10 protein-coding genes are annotated in these 12,781 nt (G+C 58.5%); 3 read left to right on the forward strand and 7 right to left on the reverse strand.

Going from position 1 to position 12,781, the window contains the following annotated elements; translation table 11 throughout:
• Window position 1: 1 nt before the first annotated feature.
• From upp to GOV87_RS03645, 7 genes are all read right to left on the reverse strand, one after another.
• On the reverse strand, window positions 2-634 hold the full coding sequence (gene upp / locus GOV87_RS03615; RefSeq protein WP_171125460.1) for a uracil phosphoribosyltransferase: 633 nt from the start codon (window positions 632-634) through the stop codon (window positions 2-4).
• Window positions 631-1,617, reverse strand: coding sequence for an adenosine deaminase (locus GOV87_RS03620; RefSeq protein WP_171121989.1), 987 nt, complete (start codon window positions 1,615-1,617; stop codon window positions 631-633). The genes upp and GOV87_RS03620 overlap by 4 nt, the downstream gene beginning before the upstream one ends.
• Entirely contained in the window at window positions 1,614-2,825 is a 1,212-nt protein-coding gene (locus GOV87_RS03625) for a phosphopentomutase (RefSeq protein WP_171210870.1), read from the reverse strand. The genes GOV87_RS03620 and GOV87_RS03625 overlap by 4 nt, the downstream gene beginning before the upstream one ends.
• A complete protein-coding gene (locus GOV87_RS03630) occupies window positions 2,822-4,129 on the reverse strand; it encodes a thymidine phosphorylase (RefSeq protein WP_171211053.1) in 1,308 nt (435 codons plus the stop codon). Before GOV87_RS03630 ends, GOV87_RS03625 begins: the two co-directional genes overlap by 4 nt.
• Before the next feature lie 4 nt (window positions 4,130-4,133).
• Window positions 4,134-4,526, reverse strand: coding sequence for a cytidine deaminase (locus GOV87_RS03635; protein ID WP_171125465.1), 393 nt, complete (start codon window positions 4,524-4,526; stop codon window positions 4,134-4,136).
• A 102-nt stretch (window positions 4,527-4,628) separates the two neighbouring features.
• Window positions 4,629-5,726, reverse strand: coding sequence for a cupin domain-containing protein (locus tag GOV87_RS03640; protein ID WP_171210871.1), 1,098 nt, complete (start codon window positions 5,724-5,726; stop codon window positions 4,629-4,631).
• Window positions 5,695-6,393 (reverse strand): hypothetical protein, encoded by a 699-nt coding sequence (locus tag GOV87_RS03645; RefSeq protein WP_171121985.1) that lies wholly within the window; start codon window positions 6,391-6,393, stop codon window positions 5,695-5,697. Before GOV87_RS03645 ends, GOV87_RS03640 begins: the two co-directional genes overlap by 32 nt.
• A 187-nt stretch (window positions 6,394-6,580) precedes the next feature.
• On the opposite strand from GOV87_RS03645, the gene GOV87_RS03650 reads away from it, so the two are divergent.
• The 3 genes from GOV87_RS03650 to GOV87_RS03660 all read left to right on the forward strand — a co-directional run bounded on the left by GOV87_RS03650 (window position 6,581) and on the right by GOV87_RS03660 (window position 12,534).
• Window positions 6,581-8,854 carry an NADP-dependent malic enzyme gene (locus GOV87_RS03650; protein WP_171210872.1) on the forward strand — a complete coding sequence of 758 codons (2,274 nt, stop codon included), beginning with the start codon at window positions 6,581-6,583 and terminating at the stop codon, window positions 8,852-8,854.
• A 255-nt stretch (window positions 8,855-9,109) separates the two neighbouring features.
• Window positions 9,110-10,999, forward strand: coding sequence for a propionate-CoA ligase PrpE (gene prpE / locus GOV87_RS03655; protein WP_171121983.1), 1,890 nt, complete (start codon window positions 9,110-9,112; stop codon window positions 10,997-10,999).
• Window positions 11,000-11,094: 95 nt separating this feature from the next.
• Window positions 11,095-12,534: an amidase family protein gene (locus GOV87_RS03660; RefSeq protein ID WP_171210873.1), complete on the forward strand. Its 1,440-nt coding sequence runs from the start codon at window positions 11,095-11,097 to the stop codon at window positions 12,532-12,534.
• Window positions 12,535-12,781: the final 247 nt, after the last annotated feature.

Consider the following 12,781-nt stretch of genomic DNA (forward strand, 5'->3'; position numbering starts at 1 on the left):
CTTATTTGGTTCCGAACATCCGATCCCCGGCGTCGCCAAGGCCCGGCATGATGTAGCCTTTGGAGTTCAGTTCGCGGTCCAGCGAGGCAGTCACGATGTGCACATCGGGGTGCGCCTCTTTCATACGCGCGACGCCCTCAGGGGCAGCCAACAGGCACAAGAACCGGATATCGGTGGCACCAGCCTCTTTCAGCAGGTCGATCGCAGCAGCCGAGCTGTTGCCCGTGGCCAGCATCGGATCGACAGCGATGACAAGGCGGTCTTTCAAACCTTCGGGCGCTTTGAAATAGTACTGAACAGGTTTCAGCGTTTCTTCATCCCGGTACAACCCCACAAACCCCACACGGGCCGAGGGGACCAGTTCCAACACACCATCCAGCATCCCGTTGCCAGCCCGCAGAATGGACACAAGCGCCATTTTCTTACCTGCGAGAATCGGGGCGTCCATCTCCTCCATCGGGGTTTCTATGTGCCGGGTGGTCAGAGGCATTTCGCGCGTGATCTCATAGGCCAGCAGCAGCGTAATCTCGCGTAGCAACTGCCGAAAAACGGCGGTCGATGTGCCCTTGTCCCGCATGAGCGTCAGTTTGTGCTGAACCAGCGGGTGGTCGACGACGGTCAGGTGTTCGCTCATGATCTCTCCAGTCTTTTCTTGACCCGCTCACGGGTCTCTTCATCGCAAAAGGCCGCAGTCAGGGCCGTTTCATTCAGGGCTGCAAAATCGTCGGCTGTCCAGCCGAAAGCTTTGGCCAGCATCTCATATTCGCGTCGCATTGTGGTATGGAAAAACGGGGGATCGTCGGTTGAAACCGTGACTTTGACACCAGCGTCGCGCAGATTTGCTATCGGGTGGGCTGCAAACTCGGGGAAAAGCCCCAGAACCACGTTCGAGCCGGGGCAGACCTCAAGCGTTACCTCGCGATCCACCAGTTCGTGTACAAGATCCGGGTCTTCGGACGCGCGAACCCCATGGCCGACACGCTCAACGCCCAGCTCCCGGATGGCGTCCCTGACGCTTTCGGGGCCGCCAAATTCCCCCGCATGTGTGGTCAGGCGCAGCCCGGCCTCGCGCGCGCAGTCAAAGGCCCACTTGTAATCCCCCTGCGTGCCGACGGATTCGTTGCCGCCCATTCCAAAGCCGGTGATCCAGTGCCCCGCAGTTTCCGCAGCACACCGGGCGCTGACCTTGGCCTGCTCCGCCCCGAAATGGCGCACACAGGTGACAACACCGCGCAGAGTGATATCGTATTTTCGTTCGGCTTCATCAGCCGCGTCCTGAATGGCATTCAGATAGTCGCGCCAGGCGTGCAGGTCACCGCCGCCACAGAAATCCGGGCTTAGAAATGTTTCCGAATAGACGACCCCGTTCGCCGCGCTTTCCTCCAAGATCGCAAGCGTCAGCCGCCGAAAATCCTCGGGTGATTTCAGCACTTCGCAGGCGGCCTCATACACGCTGAGGAAATGCGCGAAGTCGCGGAAATCATAGCTGCCGTCCGGCTTGAAAATTCCACTTAGGTCGATGCGCTTTTCATGCGCCAGCTGGCGAATAAAGGCAGGCGGGGCCGCGCCTTCGTGATGCAGATGCAGTTCGATCTTTGGCAGGTCTGCTACAGTCATAGAAAACTCCGTCCCGGCCCTTGGGCCGGAATGTTCAAATGGGTCGCAATGCTTGCGGCGATATCAGCGAAATTGACGGCTCCGATTTCACCCGCGCCCAGTCCGGCGATCAGCACCGGCACTTGTTCACGTGTGTGGTCCGTTCCGATCCAGCTTGGATCATTTCCGTGATCCGCGGTCAACAGCATCATATCTCCGGGGCGCAGGCGTGAAAGAAGGGCGCCGATCTCACGATCAAACCATTCCAACGCACGGGCATAGCCGCTGACGTCCCGGCGGTGGCCAAAAAGGCTGTCGAACTCGACGAAATTGGCGAAGGTCAGACTTCCCTCTTTGGCCTCGTCCACCAGATCGGACAGGTGCCCCATCAGTTCCGCATCCGAGCCCTTGCGCAGCGTATCAATCCCCTGCATCGAGAAGATGTCGCCGATCTTGCCAACCGCATGAACCCGCCGCCCTGCGTCCTGCACCCAATTCGTCAGAACCGGCGCGGGCGGCAGGATGGCAAAGTCCTTGCGATTGGTTGTCCGCGTAAAGCCTGTGTCCGGTGAGCCGACGAAAGGACGGGCGATCACACGCCCAACTTTCATGTCGTGCAACCGAGGGGCAAGTGCGCGGCACATGTCCAACAGACGCTCAAGACCAAAACTTTCTTCATGGGCGGCGATCTGAAAGACGCTGTCTGCCGACGTATAGCAAATCGGCCAACCGGTTCGCATATGTTCGGCCCCCAATTCCGCGATGATCGCTGTGCCAGAGGCATGGCAATCGCCCAAAATCCCTTCTGTTCCAGCCGCTTGTGCAGCGGCACGGCTCAGATCATTGGGAAAGCTGGGAGTCGTGTCAGGAAAATAGTGCCAGTCCCACGGCACGGGCAGACCTGCCAATTCCCAATGCCCTGACGGTGTATCCTTGCCCCGCGAATGTTCACGCGCGCACCCCCAAAGACCGATTGGTTCGGCCTGCAATCCCGGCGTTTCATCGCCAGAGGCCAGCCGGGTGGCCGCCCCCAACCCCAAAGCGTCTAAATTTGGCACGCGCAGCGGACCAGACCGCCCCTCCTCGGCCCGCCCCTCGGCGCAGGCCTGCGCGATATGGGCCAGTGTGTTTGCCCCGGTATCCGGCATATCACCGTTAAAGAACCGATCCGCGTCCGGTGCCCCGCCAATGCCAACCGAATCCATGACGACCAGAAATGCACGGCTCATGCTGTGAGCCTTTCGTGCACGATGCCCGGAAGCGACGGGCTTTCAGGGCCAAGACTGATCGCGTGCAAGACGGATTGCGCGGCTTGACGCGCTGCATCCTCACGGGCGGCGTGGATCACGGCCAGGGGCGCGCCCTTGTCAATCTTGTCGCCCAACCGGACGATTTCGGAAATACCGACAGCCGGATCGATCACGTCATCCTCGACCTGTCGGCCACCGCCCAGCGCAACAACGGCAAAGCCCAGCGCCTCGCCATCCATCGCCGTCACATATCCGCTGGAAGGTGCTGGAACCTCGAGAATAACGCTGGCTTCGGGCAAGTAACGCGACCAGTTTTCAACAAAGTGCAGTGGCCCACCAACTGCAGCCGTCATGCGCCCGAACCGCTCTGCCGCGCGGCCATTGCGGATAACCTCAGAGACCTTGTCGCGCCCTTCATCCAGTGTTGAAACCATCCCGGCATCAACCAGCAGGACACCGCCCAACTCGGCCGAAATCTCGGCCAGAGGCGCATTCTGCCCACTGGTCAGAACCTTCATGACCTCACAGATTTCTAAGGCATTTCCCAATGCCGGGGCCAAGGGCTGGTTCATATCCGTAATCACGGCCGACGTCCGGCACCCAGCGGCATTGGCTGTCTCGGTCAATGCCGTGGCCAGATTGCGCGCGTCTTCATGCGTTTTCATGAACGCACCGCTGCCAACCTTGACGTCCAGTACCAGAGCATCCGGACTGGCCGCCAGTTTCTTGGACAGGATCGACGCTGTAATCAGATCAAGGCTTTCCACTGTCGCAGTAACATCACGGATTGCATAAAGCCGTTTGTCCGCCGGGGCGATCTGCCCCGTCGCGCCAACAATGGCCGCACCTTCATCGCGCAAAATCTGGGCCAGCCGATCCTGCCCGATTTGCGTTGAAACGCCGGGAATTGCTTCCAACTTATCCAGGGTTCCCCCGGTATGGCCCAGCCCCCGTCCCGAGATCATGGGAACATAAGCGCCCAACTCGGCCAGCGCCGGGGCCAGCACCAGACTGACGCTGTCGCCCACACCCCCGGTCGAGTGTTTGTCGATCACCGGTCCGTCGACATCCCATATCAGGACCTCGCCGCTGTCGCGCATTGCGACCGTCAGATCAGCCCGCCCCTGCGCACCCAGACCGCCCATGCAGACGGCCATGGCAAAGGCCCCGGCCTGCGCGTCACTAACCCCGCCATCCGCTAGACCCTGTGCAAACCAGTTCAGCTCGGCGGCCGTTGGAACCTCGGACCGGCGCAATTTTGCAATAATCGAGCGGGCATCCATGCGGTCAGACATCCTCCATGTGCGACGCGTCGAATGCGCCGGGCAACAGGTCACCGATCGTTGTCACCAACTCCGTGCCATCCACGCTGGCCAATGTCACCTTGACGTCGCGCTTGCCGAATTCCGCCAGCTTTTGCCTGCATCCCCCGCAAGGCGGTACAGGCTGAGGGGACGAGGCCACAACATACACTTCGGTCAAGTCCTGTTCGCCCGCGGCGACCATTGCAGCGATCGCTCCGGCTTCGGCACAGGTTCCTTCGGGGTAGGCCACGTTTTCGACATTGCACCCGGCATATACCTGACCCGAGGCCGACCGGATCGCCGCACCAACCTTGAATTTGGAGTAGGGCGCGTATGCGTTTTCCCGAACCGAAAGTGCTGTGTCTTTCAACGTCATGGCGATTCCCCAATTTTTGATCATCTGGTCAGAAACTAACACACTACCGGAAAGCACTCGGGGAATTGAAGCCCCAAGCGCAGATTTCCTGAACCAAATCGCTTAGTCCAGTATCGTGTTGAAGACACCCGGCAGCGTGACCTCCAATAGTTCGACGTCCTCTGACGGGTCGGCCAGTCGGGTAAGCATTCCGGGTGGGATGACAAAAGCATCCCCCTGCTCCAGCCGGTACGGATCGCGTCCTTCGCCCTCAAGGGTGACTTGGCCGTTCATGACAAATGTAAAGTGAATATCAGTATCGTGCGTTGCCCAAGCTGGTTCGCCCTGACCCTTGCGTACCACCTGCACCCCGGCCACTCCCTTGGTGTTTTCGGCAATCGTTGTGTCCCGGCAAACATAGCCCGGCAGCCGGAATGCCCCCCACTCCGCACCCGCGGCCTGGTTAAAGACGAACTTTTGGCCCTGCCATTCCCGATCGGGACGAAGGTGCGGAGTGGGAAGGGTCATGTCGTGATCAATCTCGGTGACATGCTCGGCTGGCACACCGATCTCGATTACCTGCACATTGTCCGACGCTTCGAGCACGCGATGACGGATTTCAGGCGGCTGGATAAAGCAATCGCCCGCCGTCAGGCGCATCTTGTCACCCTGATCCTCATAAACCACGTCCACCCAGCCGTGGATGCAGAAGATTAATTGGAACCCGACCTTGTGGAAATGCACCATGTCTGGCACCGGCCCACCATCCGGTATCCGGATATGGCTGGCGATGATCGACCCGCCCAAACGGTCAGGCACCAGATCGCGGTAATGCATCCCGGCACGTCCGATAATCCACGGCGCCTGATCTTTGAGCCGCCGCACCACAAATGAATGAACGGTATCCGGCATCACCATCGGAGGGTTGAGTTCATCAATCTCAACCCGCGTACCGTTCGGGGCGATCAAAGCGCGCTGACCATCCGCAAATCCGTCAGGATCGTCCGTCAGAATACGCAGAGTGCCGGGACTTTCCGGTGCATCTTTTTCAATCCGAAGTCGCAACCCATGACCCGAGAAAACTGCGACACGCGGATCGTCAGCAGGATAGATCATGTCCATCCGCATCCCTAGAACCTTGGTGAAAAAGGGGATATCGTCGCGCAATTCCTGCGTCGGCAGGCGAATCTCAGCGTGGATCTGGTTGGGGTTCTCGGTCATTTAAGGTCTCTTCGATTTCGGCTTTGGGCCATCCGATCAGAACAGCGGCCAGAATGCCAATCGAAAAGAACATCTCAAGCGTTTCTTCCAACACAAAGAACCGCACCATCATGACACCAGAAAAATCGTGCCGAAACATGTACGACACTTCTTCCAGCCCTTGCGCCAAAACCGCAAAGAGCCCCGCCACCACAAACATCACCATAAACGATGCCCGACCGCGCAGCGCGCGCCACCCGTTCGGAATGCCGTGCCGGATCAAACCGAATAGAACAATCAGCCCCAAAACCACGCGAACGGCCGTGATATCAAGTACGGCATCCAGCCCGTTCAAAATCTCGAACGGCAAACTGCCGACGGGGTAGATGTCGGACTCAAGCTCTCGTTCCGCCAAAAGCAGGCAGACAAGACCGATATACATGCGACTTAGGCCCGGGAAACGGTAGAACGCAGCCAATCCAGCAGCAAAAAGCCCCATTGCGGAAACGGTCTCGATCAAACCGCCTTCCTGATTCAGGGTCGATGTCTGCACGGGCCATATAATACCCACGAGCAAAATCACTGCGCCCAATGCGATCGCACCCCAAAACGCAATTCGCTTGGCACCGAAGAGCATCTTTTCTGACGGAAATACACTTTCCGCCTGAAATTCGTCTTTATAGCTCATGAATGACCTTCAGTGCCCCATACGTTCGCGATGTTTTCGCAGTGGCGGGAAATTAAACACTTTATGACAGATTTCAACCAAGCGCTCTCAACATGGTTACATCATTGTTGCAGATTGACGTAGCGTAGCCATTCCGAAAAAAATAGTTTAACCCTCAACTAAATTTCGGAAGGGAGATGAATCGCCGATGTCTGACTCACCTAGCCTGCGGCAGGCCGCGCTTGACTATCACGCCCATCCAAAGCCCGGAAAGCTTGAGATCAAGGCCACCAAGCCGATGGCGAACGGCCGCGACCTAGCCCGCGCCTACTCACCCGGTGTCGCCGAAGCCAGCCTTGAAATCAAAGCGGATGCCGCCAATGCAGAACTTTACACAGCGCGCGGTAACCTGGTGGCCGTCGTATCCAACGGCACCGCAGTATTGGGGCTGGGGAATATCGGTGCGCTTGCCTCGAAGCCCGTGATGGAAGGTAAGGCCGTCCTGTTCAAGAAATTTGCCGGGATTGACTGTTTCGACATCGAGGTGGACCAGCCCGACCCAGAAAAGCTGGCCGAAATCGTTTGCGCGCTAGAGCCGACATTTGGTGCGATCAATCTGGAAGACATCAAGGCACCGGACTGTTTCATCGTCGAAAAGCTGTGCCGGGAACGGCTGAATATCCCCGTGTTCCACGACGACCAGCACGGCACCGCGATCGTTGTTGGGGCCGCCGCCAAAAACGCTCTGCACGTGGCTGGTAAGAAATTCGAAGATATCAAGGTGGTTTCAACCGGTGGCGGTGCCGCCGGGATTGCCTGTCTCAGTATGCTGGTCAAGCTGGGCGTCAAGCGCGAGAATATCTGGCTGTGCGACATTCACGGGCTGGTCTACGAAGGCCGCGCCGAAGATATGAACCCGCATAAGGACCAGTTCGCGCAGAAATCCGACCTGCGAACGTTGGATGACGTAATCGGCGAGGCGGACCTGTTTCTGGGTCTCAGCGGACCAAACGTGCTGAAACCTGAAATGGTGGCAAAAATGGCCAGCCGTCCGATCATTTTCGCACTGGCCAACCCAACGCCCGAGATTCTGCCCGATGCAGCGCGCGAAGTTGTTCCCGACGCAATCATTGCCACCGGTCGCAGCGATTTCCCAAATCAGGTCAATAACGTCCTGTGCTTTCCGTTCATCTTCCGCGGCGCTCTGGACGTAGGGGCGACCGAGATCAACGATGAAATGCAGATCGCTTGTGTAGACGGGATTGCAGAGATGGCCCGCGCCACAACCAGCGCCGAAGCAGCCGCTGCATATAAGGGGGAACAGCTAACCTTTGGCCCCGACTATCTGATTCCCAAGCCATTTGACCCCCGGTTGGTGGGTGTTGTGTCCTCGTCAGTGGCCAAGGCAGCAATGGAAAGCGGGGTCGCCAAACGCCCCATCACAGACATCGAGGCATATAAAGAACGGCTGAATCAGACCGTCTTTAAATCCGCCCTCATCATGCGCCCCGTCTTCGAGGCCGCTGCCGCTGCGTCCCGCCGCATCGTGTTTGCCGAGGGCGAGGATGAACGTGTCCTGCGCGCAGCCCAAGCTATCCTTGAGGAAACCACAGAGACCCCGATCCTGATCGGACGTCCCGATGTGATCGACGCACGATGTGAACGTCTGGGCCTGACCGTGCGTCCCGGCGAGGACTTCCAGATTGTGAACCCGGAAAACGATCCTCGATACTATGACTACTGGAACTCGTACCATAATATCATGCAGCGTCGGGGCGTAACGCCAGACCTTGCCAAAGCGATCATGCGGACGAACAACACCGCGATTGCCGCCATCATGGTACAACGCGGCGAGGCTGACAGCATGATCTGCGGCACGTTCGGCGAATATCGCTGGCATCTGAATTATGTGCAGCAGGTTCTGGATGACGGCGACCTGCGGCCTCATGGGGCGCTTTCGCTGATGGTCCTCGAGGACGGCCCCCTGTTCATCGCCGATACGCATGTACGACAATTGCCAACGCCCGAAGAGCTGGCCGAAACGACCGTTGGCGCAGCCCGCCATGTGCGACGGTTCGGTCTGGAGCCCAAGATCGCATTCTGTTCGCAGTCACAGTTCGGCAATCAGGCGGAAGGATCCGGAAAACGCCTGCGCGCCGCGCTGGAGATGCTTGACTCGAAACCGCGTGATTTCACCTACGAAGGCGAGATGAACCTGGACTTGGCACTGGACCCAGAATTGCGTTCGCGGATTTTTCCGAATTCGCGCCTTCAAGGGGCAGCCAACGTTCTGATATTCGCCCATGCAGACGCGGCCAGCGGGGTCCGCAATATCCTTAAGATGAAGGCCGATGGGCTTGAGGTTGGCCCGATCCTGATGGGGATGGGCAACAAGGCACATATCGTGACACCCTCGATCACGGCGCGCGGGTTGCTGAACATGGCGGCCATCGCGGGCACTCCGGTCGCGCATTACGGATAGGACGGCGCCGGGCATCCTTTCAGATGCCCGGCCTGATTCTGCCGCTATTTGCACGCAATGGTTTGCAGATTTGCAAATGCGGCCTATATCCGCCCATAAACCCGCTTAATGCGGCGAATTTGCAAAAATTTGCAGTCAAAAAAGCGCTCATCTGCAAATGTTTTGCGGTAAAGTGACGCCCCGTCACAGCGGTTGCTTGTGTGTCGCCCCCTGCGCCCCTAACAACGGCACAGGGAATTTTCGGAGGAAACCACTGTGGCATATCAGGACGTTTACGATAGCTGGAAATCCGATCCAGAGGCCTTCTGGATGGAAGCCGCCAAAGGGATAGATTGGGTCCAGCCACCGACCAAAGCTCTGTTTGACGACAAGGCGCCTCTTTATGAGTGGTTTTCCGATGCCAAGGTAAATACCTGCTGGAATGCGGTGGACCGGCATGTCGAAAATGGCCGGGGCGAACAGACCGCGATCATCTACGACAGCCCGATCACCCACACCAAGCGTGAGATTTCCTATGTCGAACTCCGCAATCGCGTGGCAAACCTTGCGGGGGCTTTGCGCGCCAAGGGAATCGAAAAGGGCGACCGGGTTATCATCTATATGCCGATGATCCCCGAGGCGCTTGAGGCAATGCTGGCCTGCGCTCGCCTGGGTGCCGTGCATTCCGTGGTGTTTGGCGGGTTTGCAAGTAACGAACTGGCAGTACGGATCGACGACGCCAAGCCCAAGGCCATCATTGCGGCCTCATGCGGGATGGAGCCGGGGCGCGTCGTGCATTACAAACCCCTTCTGGACGGCGCCATTGATCTGGCCAGCCACAAACCTGACTTTTGCGTTATTTTTCAACGCGAACAGGAAGTCGCGCAACTGATTGAAGGGCGCGATTTCAACTGGCACGGATTTCAATACGGCGTTGAACCCGCGGAATGCGTTCCAGTAGACGGCAATGATCCCGCATATATTCTGTACACGTCAGGCACCACCGGATCCCCCAAGGGCGTCGTGCGTCCGACCGCCGGTCATCTGGTCGCGCTAAACTGGACGATGAAGAACATTTATGACGTCGATCCCGGCGATGTGTTCTGGGCAGCCTCTGACGTCGGTTGGGTCGTGGGACATTCCTATATCTGCTATGCGCCGCTGATCCACGGGAACACCACCATTGTATTCGAAGGCAAGCCGGTTGGCACCCCGGATGCTGGCACATTCTGGCGCGTGATAGCTGAACACAAGGTCAAAAGCTTCTTCACCGCCCCGACCGCCATCCGAGCAGTCAAGCGCGAGGACCCAAAGGGAGAGCTGATTTCGAAATACGACCTGTCCAGCCTACGCGCTTTGTTCCTTGCAGGTGAACGTGCGGACCCTGACACAATCGAATGGGCGCAGGAGGCTTTGAAAGTCCCGGTCATCGACCACTGGTGGCAAACCGAAACGGGGTGGACCATCGCTGGCAACCCTCTGGGGATTGAGGAACTGGCGATCAAGCTGGGATCTCCGGCAAAACCCATGCCGGGCTACGACGTTCAGATTCTGGATGAAGGCGGCCACCCGATGAAACCTGGTGAACTGGGTGCGATCACGGTCAAGCTTCCCCTCCCCCCCGGCACATTGCCGACGCTTTGGAACGCTGAGGAACGGTTCAAAAGCTCATACCTCAACCAGTTCCCCGGTTATTATGAGACCGGCGATGCGGGAATGATTGATGAGGAAGGATACCTCTACATCATGGCCCGTACCGATGACGTAATCAACGTCGCGGGGCACCGCCTGTCCACCGGCGGGATGGAAGAGGTTCTGGCCGCCCACCCCGATGTGGCCGAATGTGCAGTCATTGGCGTGACTGATCAGTTGAAAGGGCAAATGCCCGTGGGGTTCCTGTGCCTGAATGCCGGTTGCGACCGCGATCACGGTGAAGTCGTGCAAGACGTGGTCAAACTGGTCCGCGAAAAGATCGGCCCTGTCGCGGCGTTCAAACAAGCCGTGGTGGTAGATCGTCTGCCCAAGACCCGCTCGGGCAAGATCCTGCGCGGGACGATGGTGTCGATCGCGGACAGCAAAGATTACAAGATGCCCGCAACGATCGACGATCCCGCCATTCTGGATGAGATCACGGACGCGCTGAAATCAATCGGCTACGCCCAGTAACCGGACTGAGGGCGTCAGCGCGTCGCCCTCAGCCCCGGCTTTTTCTTGCAACCCATGACCGGGCCTCTACTGTCTGATCAAGACAGTGAGGCCCTATGACATCAAGCGACATCTGGCGTCTGAACGCCACCGATCTGACCGCCCTGACCCGCAACAAGGACATCAGCGCGGAAGACGCCGTGAAATCATCCCTGGACCGGATGCAACAGGTGAACCCCGACCTGAACGCCGTGGTCGAGGACCTGAGCGACGAGGCGCTGACCCGTGCCCGTAATCTGGACAAGGCCGTGGCCAATGGCGCAGAACCCGGGCCGCTGCATGGTGTCCCGGTGACGATCAAGATCAACGTCGATCAAAAGGGCCACGCAACCTCGAACGGGGTTGTCGCGCTGAAGGATGTGATCGCCCCCGCTGATGCACCGGTTGTTCGCAACCTTCAGAATGCAGGGGCCATCGTCATAGGGCGCACGAACACGCCTGAATTCTCATTCCGGGCGGATACGGATAACGAACTCCACGGGCGAACGAATAACCCATGGGGCCGCCACATTTCGCCCGGAGGGTCGTCCGGTGGCGCCGGGGCTGCAGTGATGGCAGGGATCGGCGCGCTGGCTCATGGCAATGACATCGGCGGCAGCCTGCGATTTCCAGCTGCTGCAAACGGCGCGGTGACGGTTAAACCGGGGCTCGAGCGTGTTCCTGCATGGAATCCCAGCCAAAAGACCGAACGGGGATTGCTGGCACAGTCGATGTCGGTGCAGGGGCTGATCACGCGCTCGGCGGCGGATCTGCATCTTTCGATGCCCAGCCTGATCGCACCTGACCCGCATGACCCCTTCCATGTACCGATGCCATGGCGCGGCCCTGCCGACGAAGGACCGATCAAAGTCGCGTTTACGAAGGACACATTCGGATACGCGCTGCACCCCGAAATCGACCGGGCACTGAACATTGCCCGAGACGCGCTGGTTGACGCAGGTTATCACGTCGAAGAAATCGCACCCCCGGATGTATTCGAATGCGGACGCGGCGGGTATCGCGCCCTGATGGGCGAAGTTCTGACCCTGTTGAAAAGCGATATTGAGGCGGCCGGGTCGCAGACCATTCGCGATATCTTCGAGGTCTATTTTCAGGAGTTCCCACCGATCACCGGAACAGACCTGATCGAGATGCTGGCCAAACGCAGCCACTACGCCCGTGAATGGTCGCTTTTCATGCAGAACTACCCGCTGGTGCTTTCTCCGTTTTTGCCCCAGCCGTTTTTCAAACCCGATCGCGACACGGAAGGCGCGGAAGGCGTGCATGAGGTTTTGGGCTGCGCCGTCTATTCCTATGCAATGAATTTCCTCGGCCTGCCTGCCGCCAGCGTTCCCGCGCTTTTGGCAAATCTTCCCCAAGGGCCGCAGCCTATTAACGTACAGATCGCTGCCCCTCGCTGGCGCGAAGACATGGCGGTGGATGCTGCCGCCGCGATCGAATCGCGTGTCGGTCAAATGTGCCTGCCACTTTGGGACAAGATGAGCGCATCCGCGTAAACAAGCGTTCAGAACAAAATAGACCCCGGGTTTTTGTGCCCGGGGTCCGCTTGCTAAAATATGCCCGGAGATCCGATAACGAGCGTAGCACCACCTACCCCCGCCAGCGCGAAAAATGCGCATTCAATTCGAAAACACCGTTGGCGGCCACTCACTCCCACCTTGGTGTGTTCTTCGGGCAAGTTCAGGTTAATCCAACATTAATCCAACTCCTGTGAACTGGTTCACACAAGTCAAAAAAAACGAC

Source organism: Ruegeria sp. HKCCA5426 (assembly GCF_013034585.1).
In the GTDB taxonomy this organism is placed as follows: domain Bacteria; phylum Pseudomonadota; class Alphaproteobacteria; order Rhodobacterales; family Rhodobacteraceae; genus Ruegeria.

Coding starts and splice junctions, on each gene's coding strand:
- GOV87_RS03625 (WP_171210870.1), bottom strand. CDS start 2,825: ATGAGCCGTGCATTTCTGGTCGTCATGGATTCGGTTGGCATTGGCGGG.
- GOV87_RS03645 (WP_171121985.1), bottom strand. CDS start 6,393: ATGAGCTATAAAGACGAATTTCAGGCGGAAAGTGTATTTCCGTCAGAA.
- GOV87_RS03640 (WP_171210871.1), bottom strand. CDS start 5,726: ATGACCGAGAACCCCAACCAGATCCACGCTGAGATTCGCCTGCCGACG.
- upp (WP_171125460.1), bottom strand. CDS start 634: ATGAGCGAACACCTGACCGTCGTCGACCACCCGCTGGTTCAGCACAAA.
- GOV87_RS03620 (WP_171121989.1), bottom strand. CDS start 1,617: ATGACTGTAGCAGACCTGCCAAAGATCGAACTGCATCTGCATCACGAA.
- GOV87_RS03630 (WP_171211053.1), bottom strand. CDS start 4,129: ATGGATGCCCGCTCGATTATTGCAAAATTGCGCCGGTCCGAGGTTCCA.
- GOV87_RS03635 (WP_171125465.1), bottom strand. CDS start 4,526: ATGACGTTGAAAGACACAGCACTTTCGGTTCGGGAAAACGCATACGCG.
- GOV87_RS03660 (WP_171210873.1), top strand. CDS start 11,095: ATGACATCAAGCGACATCTGGCGTCTGAACGCCACCGATCTGACCGCC.
- GOV87_RS03650 (WP_171210872.1), top strand. CDS start 6,581: ATGTCTGACTCACCTAGCCTGCGGCAGGCCGCGCTTGACTATCACGCC.